Below are 17,375 nucleotides of genomic sequence, written 5' to 3' on the forward strand. Positions count from 1 at the left end.
CTACACAACCTCCTCCGGCGCGCTTCCGACGATGATGCCTTCGTTGCCGCGGAGATCGAGGGTGTCGCCGACCCGTTCGCCGGCGCGGTCGAGCATGGTCGACAACAGCACCTCGCCGTCGAGTCCGATGGCGTCCGACGCGGCCGAGATCGGATCCGGTCCGAGATTGAGCGCCACCAGCACCGACTGTCCCTGATGACGCCGGCGATACAGCAACAGATCGCCCTCCGCGGCGAGCGGCTGATAATCGCCGAGCGCGAGCTGCGGCAGTTGCCGCCGCAGCCGCAGCAGCGCGCGATACAGATTAAGGATCGACTGCGCGTCCGCCCGCAGATTGGCGACGTTGTCCTGGGTGGCATCGGGCGCCAGCGGCAGCCACGGCCGGGCATCGGAGAAGCCGGCATTCGCTGAGGCGTCCCACTGCATTGGCGTGCGGCAGCCGTCGCGACCGACGCCGATCCCCGGCACGTTCTTCTCGAACGGGTCCTGCACGTCCTCGGGCGCGATCTCGACCTGCTCCATGCCGAGCTCGTCGCCGTAATACATCGTCGGGGTGCCGCGCAGCGTCAGCAGCAGCATCGCAGCGACGCGCGCCTGCGCCGGTCCGACCCGGCCCGCCACCCGCGGCCGGTCGTGATTGCCCAGCACCCAGTTGGGCCATGCGCCCGATGGCAGCGCCAGCTCGTAACGCTCGATCAGCCCGGCGATCTCGCGGGCACGCCATGGGGTCGACAGCAGCGCGAAGTTGAACGGCAGCTGCGCGCCCTTCAGCCCGGCGCCGTAATACGCCACCAGCCGCTCGACCGGCAGATAGATCTCGCCGATTAGGAGACGATGATCGAACTCCTCGATCACGCTGCGCAGCTCGGCCACCACCGCGAGCGTCTCCGGCCGGTCGGCCGAATATACCGGAAGCAGTGCAGCGTGCGGCGGCATGCCGGGGCGGAAATCCGGGTTGGGCGGGTTGTTGCGGAATTGATCGTCCTTGATCAGATGCCAGATCACGTCGACCCGAAAGCCATCGACACCCTTGCGCAGCCAGAACCGCATCGCCTCGAAGATCGCCGCCCGCACCTCCGGATTGCGCCAGTTGAGATCGGGCTGCTGCTTGAGGAAGGCGTGATAGTAATATTGGCCGGTGGCGTCGTCATATTCCCAACCGCTGCCGCCGAATTCCGACAGCCAATTGGTCGGCGGCCCGCCGTCCGGCGCCGGATCGCGCCAGATGTACCAATCGCGCTTGGGATTGTGGCGCGACGACCGGCTCTCGATGAACCAGGGATGCTGGTCGGACGAATGGTTCGGGACCAGATCGAGAATGACCTTCAGGCCGCGGGCATGCGCGGTGAGCACCAGCGCGTCGAAATCATCCATGGTGCCGAAGATCGGATCGATGCCGACATAGTCCGCGACGTCATAGCCGAAGTCCGCCATCGGTGACGGGAAGATCGGCGACAGCCAGATCGCGTCGACGCCGAGATCGGACAGATAGCCGAGCCGATCGATGATGCCGCGCAAATCCCCAATGCCGTCGCTGTTGCTGTCCTGAAACGAGCGCGGATAGATCTGATACAGCACCCCCGCCATCCACCACGACGCGCCCGCAACGGTTTCCATTCACATCTCCCCCCTGTCGGTCTCAGACGCGGCAGGGCGCGGCTTTGTTCCGAGCACGGCCGAATCCGGATCGCTGTGGTTGCACAGTCGTGCGTCAGGGCCGTGAACGGATGTCTTGCATCTGAGGTCAAAGGGAGGGTCCGCAGCGCCGGGCCACGGCAGAGTCATCCGCCTGTCGGAGATGAGCGGCAGGATCAGCCCGTCAAGAATCGGAGGCACGGTGAGCCCGACGGCCGGGCGTCGATGCCGGGGACAAACTATACCGGGCTACCGGTCAACGCATTCGTGAACTGACGATCCGGCTGGAGTTGATCGAACCGTCTTGATCGCAAGTGATTATTTACTGCAAGCAAGCAGGTTCTGCTGCGGCGCGATGCCGCCGGTAACCTGGTGTTTGCAGGGCTTGCCGCGTCGCGAAACTATGCCAAGTTGGGAACTGGGTGGGTTGCCAACGAATTGTCGGTCAAAGACTGAAATTCCAACCAACGCATCACTCTAGAGGAAGGTAGTAATGACGCAGATCTTCAAGGTGTATCAGGACGCGGCCAAGGCGCAGGCGGCCGTCGCGGAGCTCAAGGCCGCTTCGTTCAGCAACGCCGCGATCGTCTCCAGCGACAAGGACGGTACCGTGGTCACGGTCGACCCGCCGTTCGGCAAGGGTGGCCAGGCCGACGCGATCCTCAACCGCCACGGCGCGATCCGCGACGTCTCCTCTCGCCACGGCAGCAGCGCTTCGCTGGTGGATTCGTCCGCCCGCTTGACCGGCGCGCCGCGGCTGACCGACTCCCGCACCACCCTCGGCGGCATTTTCCCCGAGCTGACCAGCCCGAACTTCTTCCTGTCCTCGATGTTCGGTCCGCTGCTCTCGGCGTCGCAGAAGCCGTGGTCGTCGCTCGCTTCGAGCCAGAAGCCGTGGTCGTCCCTGACCAAGAATCAGGACGCCTGGTCGTCGCTCGCCAGCAATCAGAAGGCCTCGGCTCAGCTGATTAACAACCCGGCGCCGTTCTCGTCGATGCTCGGCCTGCCGGTGCTGGCCGGTCGCTAATCGGCGATCGCCGATCACTTATTGAGTTGCTGGAAGCGCCGGCTTGCCCGGCGCTTCTTTTTTGCGTTGCATCCATTTGAATTGGATTAAAAATAACTTGCAGGGCCGTGTGGGTTCCGGAATCAATTGATTAGTTTCGGGATTACGCATGCGATCGCCGCGCACAAAATTTTGCATCCAAGTAACAAGGTCGGCGACCAAGGCCGACCGGATGCGCTTTTTCCGTCTGGCGGCACCCGCGCAACCACCAGCTCATCCTGTCGGGGCGGGGTGGCTCTGATGCTGGAGCTCAGCCTGCTCGGGATCATCGCACTGGCAGCGGCCTATGGCACGGCGCTGTGGTGGATGGGTCGCCACGACGACGTACTCTATGGCGATTTCGTCAGCCCGGAAGGTGCGGCGACGCTTACATCTACTACATCTACGTCAGCCGAGCCGGCTTCCATGCGGCAGCAACACACCGCGCCGGCGACCAATCATCCCCGGGAAGCTACGCCTCATCGGCCAGCGGCGGCGCGTGCCGCAGTCCCACCGGTTCAAACTAGCGTTCGTCCACCGTCTCGGACATCCGCTGTGCCACAGCGCCCGGCACCACCGGCCCCAACCATCCCGTCTCAGCCTGCCGGAAATCGGCTTACCACGGCGCAACCGCTGTTACCGGCACCACTGCCGCCGGTCACACCTTCTGCTCAGCATCGCTCGCCCAGCAGGCCGATCCCGGCACCTGCGCGCAGCCAAGCGCCTGCGCACAATGATGTGCTGAATTCGCTGCTGGAGACGATCAAGCACGACCTGAACAACGCGGTCGGCAAGTCCTGACGCCGACCGCGAAAGGCCGTGTGACGATCAGTCGTGGCGGGACATCACGCGGGCGTTGGCGTGCTGATGCTCGCCTTCATGACCGCTCGCGATTACTACGCCGAACAAAATCAGCACCGTCGACACCGCGGCCGCAGCCAACAGCAAGATGTCGAAAGTCATCATGGTGGTCGTCATTGCCGTACCCCCCTGCAATGAAGCAGTAACTAAGCTTCCTGCTGATCGGCGGCGGCGGCGTTGACGCCGATCAACCGGAGCACACTCCGGATGCAGGCTGCCGTGCGCGCAGCGCAGAGCAAGCGGCGACAACGGCTCCAACTCCGGGATTGGCGCGCGATAGCGTACCGAACAGCGCTGGTTTGACGGAAGCCGCAACCACTTCGCGGTAACCCGCAACAACAGCCGATCGAGATCAGGGGAACGCGTGAGGGGGTTGGTTGGAGCGGGCGAAGGGAATCGAACCCTCGTATGCAGCTTGGGAAGCTGCCGTTCTACCATTGAACTACGCCCGCGCCGGGCGCCGCGCTGACGCGGCGACGGACTCTGATCTAGCCGAGACCGGGCGCGCCGCCAAGGGGCGATCATTAAGGGGGCCGGCGCGCGACGCCGCAGCCCCTCCCGCACCGCAATGCCGACTCGTTAAAGTTGTTAATAATTTGTTTACTTTCTAGATGCGTCCCCGCTTTTCGCTGGTACGGTTCTGACTATGGCGAGGGCTGCCTACACGATCTTCGACACCATGATGGGCCGATGCGCGATCGCATGGGATCGCGGCAGCGTGCTTGCCGTGCAGCTGGCCGAAAACCGCGAGATCGACACCCGCCGCCGGCTGCTGCGGCTCTGCCCGGATGCCCGCGAGAGCCGTGCCGAGGCCTGGATCGAACCGGTGATCGACGGCATTGCGGCGGCGCTGCGCGGCGAGCCGTGGGAGTTTTCCGACGTTGCGCTCGATCTCGGCGGGATTCCGGCGTTCGATTGCCGCGTCTATGCGGCGGTCCGCGCAATCCCGCGCGGCGAGACGTTGACCTTTGCGGAGATCGCCAAGCAGCTCCGCGCCTCCGGCGCCGTGCATGCGGTCGGCCAGGCGATCCGGCGCAACCCGTTCGCCCTGATCGTGCCGTGCCACCGCGCGCTCGCAGCCGCGGGCGACACCAGCGGCATCTGCGCCAATGGCGGCGCCATCACCCGGCGACGCCTGCTGTCGCTCGAAGGCGCGCTCGCCACCAGCGGCCCAAGCCTGTTCGACGTGCTGCTGCCGTTTGCCCCGCGGCAGGCTGACCGCTAGCGGACGATCGGCACGGCCGGCGGCTTTGGCCCCCAGCGCGTCACCAGCACGCTGAGCGCCGACGTCAGCCCGAGCAGCACCATCGATCCGGCGGCGAGCAGATAGAAGCTGCCGGTGCTGCCGTGGTGCTGGATCAGCAGCCAGCCGCCAATCACGACGAACAGCAGCCGCCCGGTCTGCGCCAGCACTGGTCCGAGCACCCTGGCAGCGCCCTGCGCGGAAAAATACATCGAGATCGCCAACCCGATGAACGCGTACATCGGCGCGGCCGCGCGCAGATACTGCTCGCCGGCGAGCCGCACCGCTGTGTCGTCGGTGAACAGGTCGATCCAAAGGTGCGGGAAGATCGCGATCCCGGTGCCGACCACGCCGACGAACAGGAACGACACCAGCCCCGCCGTCCAGGCGATCTGCCGCGCCCGTTTCACGCGGCCGGCGCCGATCGCCATGCCGATCATCGGCACCGACGCGATGCCGACCGCAAACGCGATCGAGGTCAGCATGAATTCGAGCCGGCCGCCGATGCCGTAGCCGGCCAGCACCGCGGTGCCGAAATGCGCCAGCATGTGGGTGAAGATCGTGATCGTCAGCACCGACTGCAGCGGCGAGAAGCACGACACCGCGCCGACCTTCAGGATGTCGACGAACATGCCGCGCTCGATCCGCAGGCCGGCGAGCCGCGGCTTCACCCCGGCGCGGCCGGAGAAGATCACCCAGGCCATCACCGCAGCGCCGATCGAGAACGCCGTCAGCGTGCCGGCCGCGACGCCGGGCATGCCGAACCGCGGGATCGGCCCGAAACCGAGGCCGAGCGCGCCGCCAAGCACGATCTGCAGCATCGCCGAACTCAGGATCATCAGCGACGGCAGCTTCATGTTGCCGGTGCCGCGCAGGATCGCCGCGAACGTGTTCATCAGCCACGGCACCACCGCGCCGGCGAAGAAGATGTGCACGTAGCCGGCGGCCTGGCTCAGCACCGCGCCGCGGCCGCCGAGCAGCGCCAGCGCCCGCTCGCCGAACGTCAGCATCCCGACCGTGAACACCAAGCCGAAGCACAGCCCGATCAGCAGCGCGTGCATCGCCAGTGCCGCGGCGCGGTCGTCGTCGCGGGAGCCGAGCGCCCGCGCAATCGCCGACGCGACGCCGCCGCCCATCGCGCCGCCGGACATCGTCATGGTCAGGATCACGAACGGAAACACCAGCGCCATCGCGGCCAGCGCCTCGGTGCCGAGCCGGCCGATATAGGAGGTCTCGGCGATCGCCACACAGGTGCCGGCGGTCAGCGCCACGACGTTCGGCCACGACAGCCGCAGCAGCGTGCGCAGGATGCCGTCGTCGAGCAGCGGATTTTTGGGGGGCGGAGGCGACGGCGCAGGCGGAGCCGGCGCGGCTTGCGCGACCGGTGGCAGCTCCGCCACGGCAATATCGGACATGCGTTTCCCCCGAGCCCGATCTTCAGCCGGGCCTCAGCCTTCCTATCACCGTTCCGGGCCGGCGCGATGGTCGCGCCGCGCATGGCCACCCGCAGATAGGTTGGAACGGCTCAGCGCACCGTCCAAACCAGCGAGGCGGTGCGGTGATCGCCGGCCAGACTGACAGCGATGCCCCGGCCGCACGCCGCGGCTAGCCCCTCGGCCAGCCCTTCGAGGACACGCACGCAGGCCGGATCGGCGTCGGCAACGCCGTCCATCAATTTCCAGCCGCGCTGCCGCAATTCGAAGCCGCCACCGACCTCGCGCAGCTCGACGTCATCGCCCTGCGCATCGAGCAGCGCCCGCAGCATGGCGGCGAAGCCAGCGGCATCGCGGCCGGTGACGCCGAGCGCCGCTGCCAGCTCGTCGTAACTCTGCATCCCGATCAGCTTGCCGGTCAGATGCAGCAGATAGCCGCCATCGAGCGGGCCGAACAGCTGCACCAGGGTTGGGGCCGCGGTGCGGACATATTCCATCGCGTAGTTGCGATAGGCCTTCTCCAGCCGCGACTTCGGCCAGCTTTCGACCGGAAGCGCCGGCGCCGCCGCGGGATCGAACAGCGGCGCTTCGAGATGGCGGGCGAATTGCAGCCGCTGGTCCGGCTCGAGGGCATGGTCGGCCTCGTAGTAATAGCCTTCCAGGCCGTCCTGGCCGTCGACGCTCTGCTTGGTGCAGACGAAGCCGAGCTTCAGATTGCCGAGCGCGACGCCATTGTTGGCGTGCCAGCCGCGGAGCATCGCCTTCGATACCTCGGAAGGCACGCCGCAGATCGCGGTGCCGCGCCAGATCCAGCGCGGCGGCGGATAGCGGATCCACGCCTTGCGATCGGTTTCGTACATGTATTCGACATGCACGCCGCCGATCCAGTTCGACAGATAGTGATACTGCGCCGCCGCGACCGCCGGCGGCAGATCGCTGAGCCCGAGCTTGGCGAGCCCGGAGACGAAGCGCTCCTGCTGCTGACGGCGAAACACCCGGAATACGAATTCGGCAGCATCCGCCGTACCGCGGCGGCTGACCAGAGTCAGGACCAAGCCGGTGAACACCGCATGATACAGCTCGGCGACGCCGCGCCATGCGCGCGACCGCACCGCCTGCGCGGTCTCGGACGCTTCTCCCATCGGCTCTCTTCCCGTTGTTGTTTTTGTTCGTGGTTTCTGCCGCGGCCGCCCTGCGACCAGCCGTCTCACCGATTTTCACGGGTGGAAATTGAACACAACCCCGCTTCCTACATTGCCTTGTTCAGTTCCTTCCGTGGAGATTTGGAGATGCGCCGATCGCTTCCGACCAGCCGGCTCGCCCTGTGCCTCGCCCTGGTGCTGCCGCTCGCGGCCTGCGGCGATCAGTCCAATCTGGCACAGGGCGAAGATTTCGGCCCCTCGCCGACGCTGCCGGAGCCGGCGAACACGCTGTTGCCGACCGTCAATATCGCCAAGGCGGTGGGCTGGTCGGAAGGCGCCACTCCGAAACCGGCCGAGGGACTTGCAGTGACGGCGTTCGCGAGTGGGCTCGATCACCCGCGCACGATCCACGTGCTGCCGAACGGCGACGTGCTGGTGGCCGAAACCAATGCGCCGGAACGCCCCGAAGAGGGCAAGGGCCTTAAGCGCCGGGTCGCCGAGTACGTCATGGGGCAGGCCGGCGCCCGGACGCCGAGCGCCAACCGCATCACCCTGCTGCGCGATGCCGACGGCGACGGCGTCGCCGAGATCCGCGAGACGTTCCTCCAGGGCCTCAATTCGCCGTTCGGCATGGCGCTGGTCGGTAACGACTTCTACGTCGCCAACACCGATGCGATCGTGCGTTTCCCCTACAATCCGGGCGACACCCGGATCACCGCAGCGGGCGAAAAGCTGGCCGATCTGCCGGCCGGCCCGCTCAATCATCACTGGACCAAGGATCTCGTCGCCAGCCCGGATGGCAGCAAGCTGTACGCGACCTCCGGCTCCAACAGCAACGCCGCCGAACACGGCATGGCGGTCGAGGAAAACCGCGCCGCCGTGATCGAGGTCGACCGGGAGAGCGGCGCGACGCGGCTGTTCGCGTCCGGCCTGCGCAACCCTAACGGTCCGGCTTTTCATCCCGAAACCGGCGAATTGTGGGTCGTCGTCAACGAGCGCGACGAGATCGGCAGCGACCTCGTGCCCGATTACATGACTTCGGTGAAGGACGGCGGATTCTACGGCTGGCCGTACAGCTACTTCGGCCTGCACGTCGATGACCGCGTCAAGCCGCCGCGGCCGGATCTGGTCGAGAAAGCGATCGTGCCGGACTACGCGCTGGGCAACCACACGGCCTCGCTCGGGCTCGCCTTCAACACCAGCGATCTGTTTCCCGACGCGATGAAGGGCGGTGCCTTCGTCGGCCAACACGGCTCGTGGAATCGCAAGCCGCACTCCGGCTACAAGGTGATCTTCATCCCGTTCGAAGGTGGCAAACCGTCCGGGCCGCCGCGCGACGTTCTGGCCGGCTTCCTCAACGCCGACGAACAGGCGCAGGGCCGCCCGGTCGGTGTCGCGCTGGACCAGCGCGGCGCGCTGCTGGTCGCCGACGACGTCGGCAACGCGATCTGGCGGGTGACCCCGGCGGGTAATCAGTCGGCATCCCGTTGAGCGCACCTCGCCCGCGCAGCATTCCGACAACTGGATCGGTGGTGCTGATTTTTGGGGGCGTTCATGCTATAAGTTGCGCATGAGCGTCGCTTTCGACATCGACGAACCGCTATGTTTGCGCGAGGCCGTCAACCGGTTGGCCACGGTCGGGCCGGTCGAGACGATCATCCTGTTCGGAAGCCGAGCACGCGGAGACCACACGCCCGATAGTGATTACGACCTGTGCGTGATCCTGAGCGACGACGTCGCGCCGGGAGTGTTCACGCCGGTCTCTCTGTGGCAGCAGGTTTCGGATCTGGGCATTCCGATCCAAATCGTGCCTATGCGTCGAAGCCGCTTCGAAGCGGCGCGGGCCGACTCCAGCAGCATCAGTCATCAGATCGAGCGAGACGGCCGCGTCGTCTTCGACAAGACCGCGCTTTCATTGGCGCCATGAGCTCGAGCGATCCCGGGCTCTGGCTTGATCTGGCTACGAGCGACGCAACTGCGGCACGCCGCTTGCTCACTCCTCCAGCTTCATTGCCGCAAGCCGCCTATCTGGCTCAACAAGCCGCCGAGAAGGCGATCAAGGCACGGCTGATTGCTCTTCGCATCGCTTTTCCGCGGCACGGCGGCCGAGGGCACGATCTCGTTGCGTTGACCAATCTGGTACCGGTCGGAGACACGGCCCGACCGCTGTTCGAAGAGCTCTCGTCGATCACACCCTGGGCAACCGCGTTTCGCTACCCTTCCGACGACCCCGCCACGGAAGCGCACCTGACGGCAGAAGAAATAGCGGCAAAGCTGGAGCAGACCGAAACGGCTATCGCCCTCGTGCGTGGAGACCTCGACCGTCAGCAGTCGTGATCGAACTCAAGCCTTGAAATGCTTGCTCAGCTTCAGGCCCTGGGCCTGGTAGTTCGAGCCGATGCGCTGGCCGTACATCGCGTCGGGGCGCGACAGCATCTTTTCGTAGATCAGGCGGCCGACGATCTGGCCGTGCTCGAGAATGAACGGCACTTCGCGCGAGCGAACTTCCAGCACCGCGCGGGCACCCGAGCCGCCGGCGCCTTCGTAACCGAAGCCAGGATCGAAGAAGCCCGCATAGTGCACGCGGAATTCGCCGACCAAGGGATCGAACGGCACCATCTCGGCGGCGTAGTCCGGCGGGACCTGCACGGCTTCCTTCGAAGCCAGGATGTAGAACTCACCGGGATCGAGGATCAGCGTGCCGTCGGGACGGGCCGCGATCGGCTCCCAGAACTCGCCGACCGCATAGCCGCCGCGGCGGTCGATATCGACGACGCCGGTGTGGCGCTTGGCACGGTAGCCGACGAAACCGTCGGAGTTCTCGCCCGAGAGGTCGACGCTGAGCGCGACGCCGCCGGTGAGGTCGGCGTCGTCGGCATCGACCAGCCGCTCGGCATCATGCAGCGCGTCGAGTTCGTCCTGCTCCAGCGTGGCCTGGCCGACGCGGAAACGGACCTGCGACAGCCGCGAGCCTTCGCGCAGCAGCACCGGGAAGGTCTTCGGGCTGATCTCGGCGTAGAGGGGACCGTGATAGCCGGCGCCGATCATGTCGAAGCGGCGGGTGCCGTCGGCGATCACCCGGGTGAATACGTCGAGCCGGCCGGTCGAGCTTTTCGGATTGGCGGCCGCCACGATGTGGCGCGGCATCGCCAGGCTTTCGAGCAGCGGCACGATATAGACGCAGTTGGTTTCCAGCACGGCGCCGTCCGACAGGTCGATCTCGTGCAGCTTCAGCTCATCGATCCGCTCCGCCACGGTGCAGTCCGGCCCCGGCAGGAAGCTGGCGCGCACCCGGTAGGCGATCGGCCCGAGCCGCAGATCGAGGCTGGCCGGCTGGATCTGGCTCTCGACGAACGGATAGTCCGGTAGGATCAGGCCCGACTCCGTCATCGCCGCGATCATGCGGTCGGGCAGAATTCCGTTGGCGTCGGGCGGCAGGGTGAACGGCACGGTGTCGGTCCTTCGGAGCGCAAGCCATGCCCTCCGGGAAACTCAGATACGAGCCTCAACCGCTAGCCGAAGCCCGGCTTGACGGGAAGAGTACGGAGGATTAAGAGCCCGACTTATCCCGTGGTGATTTGAGCCGGCCGGCTTGCAGCCACGTTAAACAAGTCGCTAAACAGGCCGGGGACGTTGTGGTCCCGGCCCGAGGGTTGAGCCCCAGGCCGGTTTTTTTGTGCCCGCCTCGTCCGATGTGGGCACGCTGGAGACCACATGTCCGAGTCCAAACCGACCATTCCCGTTCCCGCCACGGCCCATTTCCGCCGCGAGACCCGCCTGGTGCATTCCGGCAGCTTGCGCTCGCAATTCGGCGAGACGTCCGAGGCGCTGTTCCTGACCCAGGGCTTCGTCTACGACAGCGCCGAGCAGTGCGAAGCGCGCTTCACCGGCGATGACGCCGGCTTCCAATATTCGCGGTTCTCGAACCCGACCGTGTTCAGCTTCGAGCAGCGGATGGCGGAGTTCGAAGGCGCCGAAGCGGCGCGCTCGACCGCCACCGGCATGGCGGCGGTGACCGCCGCGATGCTAGCGCCGCTGCGCGCGGGCGATCACGTCGTCGCCTCCAAGGCGATGTTCGGCTCGTGCCGCTATGTCGTCGAAGACCTGCTGCCGCGCTACGGCATCGAGTCGACGCTGGTCGATGGCCTCGATCTCGACCAGTGGCAGAAGGCGGTGCGGCCGAACACCAAGACGTTCTTCCTCGAGAGCCCGACCAACCCGACCCTCGACGTGCTCGACATCGGCGCGATCGCCGAGATCGCCCATGCGGCCGGCGCACGGCTCGTGGTCGACAACGTGTTCGCGACGCCGATCTGGCAGAGCCCGCTGCAGCTCGGTGCCGACGTCGTGGTGTACTCCGCCACCAAGCACATCGACGGCCAGGGCCGCTGTCTCGGCGGCGTGGTGCTCTCTTCGCAGGCGTTCATCGAAGAACACATCCAGATGTATCTGCGCCAGACCGGCCCGTCGCTGTCGCCGTTCAACGCCTGGGTGCTGCTGAAGGGCCTGGAAACGCTGGCAGTTCGGGTCGAGAAGCAGACCTCCAATGCGGCCGCGATCGCCGATGCGCTGGCGGGCCATCCGAAGGTGCCGCGCCTGGTGTATCCGGGCCGCGCCGATCACCCCCAGGCCGCCACGGTGAAAAAGCAGATGGCTGCCGGCTCGACCCTGGTCGGCTTCGAAGTGAAGGGCGGCAAGGCCGAGGCGTTCCGCTTCCTCAACGCGCTGCAGCTGGTGAAGATCAGCAACAATCTCGGCGACGCCAAGAGCCTCGTCACCCATCCGTCGACGACGACGCATCAGCGGCTGAAGCCGGAAGCGCGCGCCGAACTCGGCATCAGCGAAGGCTTCATCCGGCTGTCGGCCGGCTTGGAGCACAAAGACGATCTGATCGAGGACCTGCTCGCCGCGCTCGACAAGGTGTGAGCGAGCCGCCGTATCGGCAGCAAGAGTGAAGTATCGGGCGACGCAAAGCGTCGTCCGGGACTGTTTCGGTAACGTCGTGACCAGCGGTTACGTGAGACCGATCAGCTGATTGCGCGCGCGACGACCGCAGTCATCGCCGCATTCGTTACATCGGCCGGAACGCCGTGACGTCGCTCGGACCGGCGGTGCCGAGACGGACCTGGTCGACCGAGCGGATGATGCCGTCGCCGAGCAGCTGCGCGAAGCAGGCGTAGCCCCAATCGTTCATGTGCAGCCCGTCGGCGATGACGAACTTGTCGAACGGGATGGCCTGCTGCTCGTGCCATTCCTTCATCACTTCGAACCGCGGGAAGATGCCGACGCGGCGCAACTCGGCGAGCCGGCCGAGCGCCTTGATCATCTTGCCGGCGTTCTCGCCGCGTTCGTTGACGCGCGGCACGTATTGCGGATCGACCAGCACGATATCGGCGCCGGCGGACTGGATCGCCTTGATGCCGTCGTCGACCAGCTTGCCGGTGTCGGCCGGATCGAGGTTGCGCAGGATCGCGTTGGTGCCGACCTGCCAGATCACCAGATCGGGCTTCGCATCCAGCACCGTCGACTTCAGCCGCCGCATCATTTCGGGCGCGTCTTCGCCGCCCTTGCCGCTGTTGACCACGGTGATGTCGGAGGCCGGATAATGGCGGCGGAGCTGCGCCGCCAGCCGGTTCGGATAATTAAAGGCCGGCGAAGTCGAACCGTAGCCCTGGGTGGAGGACGAGCCGAACGCCACGATCACCACCGGGCGGTGATCGGCCAGCTTGCGCGCCACCCGCGGCAAGGCGCCGATCGACTTGGCGCCGCCCTTCGGCGGCAGGCATGGCACCCGGCCGAGGATGTCACCGGCCTGCTTGGCAACATCTTTAATCTTGTCGAGCGCGGCGCCCGCGACGGTTTTCTTGCGCTCGAGCGTAGAAACATCGACCTCGCCCTCGCCGGGCGCCACGGCCGGCGCCGCCTCGGCGGCTGGCGGGGCTGGCTCCGATGGGGTCTGCGCGAAGCTTTGCGGAGGAGCGATCAGGAGGGACGCCGTCGCCAAAAACGCCGCGACGGCGGCCGATCTCAAAGGGCCGGAAACTCTCATTAACGCTGGGTCCTTGCCTCCGCCGGATCGGTCTGCGCAGCCTCGATGACGAATGCCATCAGCGCGCGCGCCAGGCAGTTGTGCACGCGCAGCGCCAGATCAATCCCCGGCGCCGGGCTGAACAGATCGAATTCGCCCGTCTCGTTCCAGTGGCGCATCAGAGAGAAGCGGTCGAACAGCGGGACGTCGTGTTCCTGCGCCACCACCCGCATCGCGTCGAGATATGGCGCCGGATTGATCATGGTCTCGGTGCGGGGACTATACTGCAAATTCATCAAGATGATGTCAGAGCCGGCCTGCTTCACCGCATCGATGCCCTGCCCCAACGCGGTGCGGAAATCGTCCGGGTCGATCGAGCGGATCGCGTCGAACGTGCCGGTCTGCCAGATCACCAGCACAGGCTTGCGTTCGGCGACCAGCGCCGCCAGCCCGGTGGCAATGTCGGCCGCGGTGCGCTTCGGCCGCATCTCGACCATCACGTTGATCGTCACGCCCGGGAAACGGTCGCGCAGCAGGGTCTGCAACCGGCCGGGATAGGAGCTGTTTTCGGCAGATAGGATGGTGGAGGAGCGGCTGCCGACCACCAGGATGTCGAGCTTGTGGGTGGTCTTCAGCGCCGCGGCGACGCCCTTCAACTTGGCTTCGCTGGCCAGCAGATAGGCTGGCGGAACACAGGTGGGAGCATCCTCGGCGACGGCTGCGCGGGGCGACAAGCCGACCGCCGTGAGCAGCGCCACGGCCACCATCCACTTCAAGCCGGCCATCGCCACGGCCTTCATGCTGCATCGCCTCCCGCGAGGTCGGCGTCCGGTGGTGTCCGCGACCCGGCCTTGCTCGCCACATTCTTGTACCACGAGAACAGCCACGCAGCGGCAGACATGATGCAAATCCCTGTCACACTGACGAAGAAATGCAGCACCGCGCCGCCGGAGACTTCCGCCAGGATGAAATAGCCGGCGAAAGCGAGAAAGATGCCAATGCAGAAGATCTCGAGCGAGTGCTGGCCGCACAGGATCAAGGGCCGCAACCAGGGCGAGTTCAAGGCCGGCCAATCGCGCGGAATGAACCGCACCGTCAGGGCCGCCAGCGCCAGGAAGTGCGCGAACCGCAGCACGTCGAGGTTCGGCTTGTCGATCGGGTACATCCACTGTTCGAGCCATTTCGGCAGGGTGTGGAACAATTGCGGCGTGTACCAGGTCAGCGTGACGTAGAACGCCGCCACCAGATAGGCGACCGCCAGCCACAGCGTGACTTTCGACGCCAGCACCCGTGACAGCCGCTTGGCGCCGCCCATCGCGCACCAGGCGCCGAACACGAACAGCAGCTGCCAAGCGTACGGATTGAACACCCAAGCGCCGCTCGGATACGCGGTCAGATGCAGGTCGAACTGCCAGGTCGCGGCGTACAGCAGTGTCGCCAACCCCAGCGTGACGTCGGGCCATCGCCGCATCAGCCACAGGATCGGCGGCAGGAAGAACATCAGCACGATGTACAGCGGCAGCACGTCCATATTGACCGGGCGAAACCGCAACAGCAGCGCCTGCACGATGGTGACGTCGGGTTGCTTGAGGAAGTCGAGGATGCCCATTTCCTCGGAATACAGCGGGTTCTGAAAGCTGGTGGCGACGTAGGAGATCTCCGCCAGGAAGATCGTGAACAGGAACACGTGCGCGACGTAGATCTGCCAGACCCGCTTCAGGATGCGCGCCGCCGCAACCACGAAGCCGAGCTCGGTCATCGCCTTGCCGTACACGAAGGCGGCGGTGTAGCCGGAGATGAAGATGAAGATCTCGGTGGCGTCGGAGAAGCCGTAATTCCGCAGCGTGAACCAGGTCAGCACGTTGGCCGGCAAATGATCGATGAAGATCAGCCACAGCGCCAGGCCGCGAAACAGATCCAGCCGCAATTCCCGTTTCGGCGCCGGCTTGCGCGGCGGCGGGGTCGCCGGCCGCGATGGCGGCGCAGCCGGCTCGGCCGGCGGACCGCCTGCGGGCGGCGCGCCGGTGACCGGCTCGGCAACGGTGGTGACGGGAGGAGTCATGCGGCTCCATTGCGGCGCGCAATGCGCCTGTCGTTGCTATAGCAGCCGAGCTGCCGGCGGCGAAGGTCTGACGGCATTCGGCGGACACCCTGACGCAGCCATGAAGAGCGCTGCTCCGGCGCGGCCGCTGGCTAGCGCGGAACTATGTTGAAACCGCGGAAGCGTGCGACCACAACCTGAAAGTCGTTCCGAACGACTGGTTTCAACGCTGATTTTCGCTATATTTGGGCCAAGAGCTGGAAATCGAGCCATGTACCGCGCCGTCACCCGCCGGATCGAAGTGACCGTTGAGCCCAATTATCTGCCGGAGCGTTCCTCGGCGGAGAACCGGCAGTATTTTTGGTCCTACACCGTGGTGATCACCAATTCGGGCGAAGAAACCGTCAAGCTGCGCACCCGGCATTGGGTGATCACCGACGCCTCCGGCCGGACCCAGGAAGTGCGCGGCGAAGGCGTGGTTGGCGAACAGCCGGTGCTCGCGCCGGGCGAACGGTTCGAATATACCAGCGGCGTCCCCCTCCCGACCGCCTCCGGCTTCATGGCCGGCCGCTATCAAATGGAAACCGAAGCGGGCGAAAAGTTCGAGATCGACGTCCCGCCGTTTTCGCTCGATAGCCCGGAAGGGAAGCGGACGCTGAATTGATCGTGCGCCCGTAGCCTGGGTTGAGCGGAGCGAAACCCAGGTGAGACTCTGCACGCCGTGATGATGCGTTTCGCCTGCGGCTCAACGCATCCTACGACCTACTAACTACTTGTTCGTCGCCTCGGTGTCCGTCGCACCCGCGTCCGACTCCACCCCCGCCTCTTCCGGCGTAAACTCATACACCGATGAGCAGAACTCGCAGGTCACCACGACCTTGCCGTCCTTGACCATGTCGGCGCGGTCCTGCGGGGCGAAGCGGGCGAGCATGCGGGAGACGGCGTCGCGCGAGCACGAGCATTCCGCCTTGATCGGCAGCGACGAAAACACGCGCACGCCGCGTTCGTGAAACAGCCGATACAGCAGCCGCTCGCCGGACAGATCCGGATCGATCAGTTCGACATCCTCGACGGTCGCGATCAGCGACTGGCCTTCGACCCAGGCGTCGTCCTCATCGACGGTGTGAACCTGCGTGCCTTCCGGCGCGTCGCCGGGATGCAGATCGGCCTGGCGCGCGCGCTCCGGCGACTTCGGCAGGAATTGCAGCAGCATGCCGCCGGCACGCCAGTGATGCCGGCCGCCTTCGCCGCCACGCCACTCTTCGCCGACCGCGAGCCGCACCTTGGTGGGGATCTGTTCGGAGCGCAGGAAGTACTCGTGCGCCGCCTCCTCGAGGCCGCCGCCGTTCAGCGCCACGAGGCCCTGATAGCGCCGCATGTCGGGGCCCTGATCGATCGTCATCGCCAGATGGCCGTTGCCGAGCAGCGCGCCGGAGCTGAGGCCGGGCTCGAGCTTCGCCTCATCGTAGCGCGCATAGGCGCGCAGCCGGTCGGGCGCCTGGAAGTCGACGATCAGGAACGACACCGGGCCGTCGGTCTGAGTCTGCAAGATGAAGCGGCCGTCGAACTTCAGCGACGAGCCGAGCAGCGTCGCCAGCACGATGGCTTCGCCGAGCAGCTTGGCGACCGGCACCGGATAGGCGTGCTTGGCGAGCAGCTCATCGAGCGCCGGGCCGAGCTTGGTCAGCCGGCCACGCAGATCGAGCGGGCCGACTTCGAACGGCAGCACGCTGTCGTCGATCGGCACCGCGGAAGGCGCGCGCACGGAGGGCATCTCGGGGGTGGTCGGATCGGGGGCTTGTGAGGTCATGGGCGCTTATCTGGGGGCAGAGGACGAAGTTCGAAAGGGCCGGACTGGAAGGCGAATGGCAGCGATGCCAAGGGGCAGGCTTTAGTCTCCCTCCCCCTTTGCGGGGAGGGTGGCCGGCCGTAAGGCCGGTCGGGTGG

16 protein-coding genes, 1 tRNA gene and 1 riboswitch are annotated in these 17,375 nt (G+C 66.1%); of the genes, 7 read left to right on the forward strand and 10 right to left on the reverse strand.

Annotated features, from left to right (window positions below; all coding sequences use genetic code 11):
- On the reverse strand, positions 1-1,617 hold the full coding sequence (locus VRZ08_RS23405) for an alpha-amylase family glycosyl hydrolase (RefSeq protein ID WP_414534062.1): 1,617 nt from the start codon (positions 1,615-1,617) through the stop codon (positions 1-3).
- A 511-nt stretch (positions 1,618-2,128) separates the two neighbouring features.
- On the opposite strand from VRZ08_RS23405, the gene VRZ08_RS23410 reads away from it, so the two are divergent.
- Positions 2,129-2,662, forward strand: coding sequence for a hypothetical protein (locus VRZ08_RS23410; protein WP_107346292.1), 534 nt, complete (start codon positions 2,129-2,131; stop codon positions 2,660-2,662).
- A gap of 846 nt (positions 2,663-3,508) precedes the next feature.
- Here the strand turns inward: VRZ08_RS23410 and VRZ08_RS23415 are convergent.
- Together VRZ08_RS23415 and VRZ08_RS23420 are read right to left on the reverse strand one after the other, a co-directional pair.
- Positions 3,509-3,658 carry a hypothetical protein gene (locus tag VRZ08_RS23415; RefSeq protein ID WP_159059388.1) on the reverse strand — a complete coding sequence of 50 codons (150 nt, stop codon included), beginning with the start codon at positions 3,656-3,658 and terminating at the stop codon, positions 3,509-3,511.
- 261 nt (positions 3,659-3,919) lie between these two features.
- Positions 3,920-3,993, reverse strand: a tRNA-Gly gene (locus VRZ08_RS23420).
- A gap of 194 nt (positions 3,994-4,187) precedes the next feature.
- Between VRZ08_RS23420 and VRZ08_RS23425 the strand changes: the two genes are divergently transcribed.
- Complete coding sequence (locus VRZ08_RS23425; RefSeq protein ID WP_414534063.1) at positions 4,188-4,766, forward strand: methylated-DNA--[protein]-cysteine S-methyltransferase; 579 nt, start codon at positions 4,188-4,190, stop codon at positions 4,764-4,766.
- On the opposite strand, the gene VRZ08_RS23430 is transcribed toward VRZ08_RS23425, so the two are convergent.
- Both VRZ08_RS23430 and VRZ08_RS23435 read right to left on the reverse strand, forming a co-directional pair.
- Entirely contained in the window at positions 4,763-6,199 is a 1,437-nt protein-coding gene (locus tag VRZ08_RS23430; RefSeq protein ID WP_414534064.1) for an MATE family efflux transporter, read from the reverse strand. The genes VRZ08_RS23425 and VRZ08_RS23430 overlap by 4 nt on opposite strands.
- A gap of 110 nt (positions 6,200-6,309) precedes the next feature.
- Positions 6,310-7,359 (reverse strand): hypothetical protein, encoded by a 1,050-nt coding sequence (locus VRZ08_RS23435; RefSeq protein ID WP_414534065.1) that lies wholly within the window; start codon positions 7,357-7,359, stop codon positions 6,310-6,312.
- Positions 7,360-7,506: 147 nt separating this feature from the next.
- Here VRZ08_RS23435 and VRZ08_RS23440 point away from each other — a divergent pair, with 147 nt between their 5' ends.
- The 3 genes from VRZ08_RS23440 to VRZ08_RS23450 all read left to right on the forward strand — a co-directional run bounded on the left by VRZ08_RS23440 (position 7,507) and on the right by VRZ08_RS23450 (position 9,696).
- Complete coding sequence (locus VRZ08_RS23440) at positions 7,507-8,850, forward strand: PQQ-dependent sugar dehydrogenase (protein WP_414534066.1); 1,344 nt, start codon at positions 7,507-7,509, stop codon at positions 8,848-8,850.
- Positions 8,851-8,929: 79 nt separating this feature from the next.
- A complete protein-coding gene (locus tag VRZ08_RS23445; protein ID WP_414534067.1) occupies positions 8,930-9,286 on the forward strand; it encodes a nucleotidyltransferase domain-containing protein in 357 nt (118 codons plus the stop codon).
- On the forward strand, positions 9,283-9,696 hold the full coding sequence (locus VRZ08_RS23450) for a HEPN domain-containing protein (RefSeq protein ID WP_414534068.1): 414 nt from the start codon (positions 9,283-9,285) through the stop codon (positions 9,694-9,696). Before VRZ08_RS23445 ends, VRZ08_RS23450 begins: the two co-directional genes overlap by 4 nt.
- A 6-nt stretch (positions 9,697-9,702) precedes the next feature.
- Here VRZ08_RS23450 and VRZ08_RS23455 read toward each other — a convergent pair whose 3' ends face one another.
- Complete coding sequence (locus VRZ08_RS23455; RefSeq protein ID WP_107346300.1) at positions 9,703-10,809, reverse strand: 2'-deoxycytidine 5'-triphosphate deaminase; 1,107 nt, start codon at positions 10,807-10,809, stop codon at positions 9,703-9,705.
- 110 nt (positions 10,810-10,919) lie between these two features.
- Positions 10,920-10,999: riboswitch (SAM riboswitch) on the forward strand.
- Between the two features lie 74 nt (positions 11,000-11,073).
- On the opposite strand from VRZ08_RS23455, the gene VRZ08_RS23460 reads away from it, so the two are divergent.
- Positions 11,074-12,285 (forward strand): O-succinylhomoserine sulfhydrylase, encoded by a 1,212-nt coding sequence (locus VRZ08_RS23460; RefSeq protein WP_414534069.1) that lies wholly within the window; start codon positions 11,074-11,076, stop codon positions 12,283-12,285.
- A 145-nt stretch (positions 12,286-12,430) separates the two neighbouring features.
- Here the strand turns inward: VRZ08_RS23460 and VRZ08_RS23465 are convergent, their stop codons facing one another.
- From VRZ08_RS23465 to VRZ08_RS23475, 3 genes are read right to left on the reverse strand one after another with little or no spacing between them, the layout of a single operon-like run.
- Positions 12,431-13,408: an SGNH/GDSL hydrolase family protein gene (locus VRZ08_RS23465; RefSeq protein ID WP_414534070.1), complete on the reverse strand. Its 978-nt coding sequence runs from the start codon at positions 13,406-13,408 to the stop codon at positions 12,431-12,433.
- A complete protein-coding gene (locus VRZ08_RS23470; protein ID WP_107346303.1) occupies positions 13,408-14,187 on the reverse strand; it encodes an SGNH/GDSL hydrolase family protein in 780 nt (259 codons plus the stop codon). Before VRZ08_RS23470 ends, VRZ08_RS23465 begins: the two co-directional genes overlap by 1 nt.
- Positions 14,184-15,449 (reverse strand): OpgC domain-containing protein, encoded by a 1,266-nt coding sequence (locus tag VRZ08_RS23475; RefSeq protein WP_414534071.1) that lies wholly within the window; start codon positions 15,447-15,449, stop codon positions 14,184-14,186. Before VRZ08_RS23475 ends, VRZ08_RS23470 begins: the two co-directional genes overlap by 4 nt.
- Positions 15,450-15,699: 250 nt before the next feature.
- On the opposite strand from VRZ08_RS23475, the gene apaG reads away from it, so the two are divergent.
- Positions 15,700-16,092: a Co2+/Mg2+ efflux protein ApaG gene (apaG, locus tag VRZ08_RS23480; protein ID WP_011160302.1), complete on the forward strand. Its 393-nt coding sequence runs from the start codon at positions 15,700-15,702 to the stop codon at positions 16,090-16,092.
- Between the two features lie 105 nt (positions 16,093-16,197).
- Here apaG and VRZ08_RS23485 read toward each other — a convergent pair whose 3' ends face one another.
- Positions 16,198-17,238, reverse strand: a complete 1,041-nt coding sequence (locus tag VRZ08_RS23485) for an Hsp33 family molecular chaperone (RefSeq protein ID WP_408017280.1) — start codon at positions 17,236-17,238, stop codon at positions 16,198-16,200.
- Positions 17,239-17,375 lie beyond the last annotated feature (137 nt).

It is taken from the genome of Rhodopseudomonas sp. G2_2311 (genome assembly GCF_047501505.1).
Lineage (GTDB): Bacteria > Pseudomonadota > Alphaproteobacteria > Rhizobiales > Xanthobacteraceae > Rhodopseudomonas > Rhodopseudomonas palustris_H.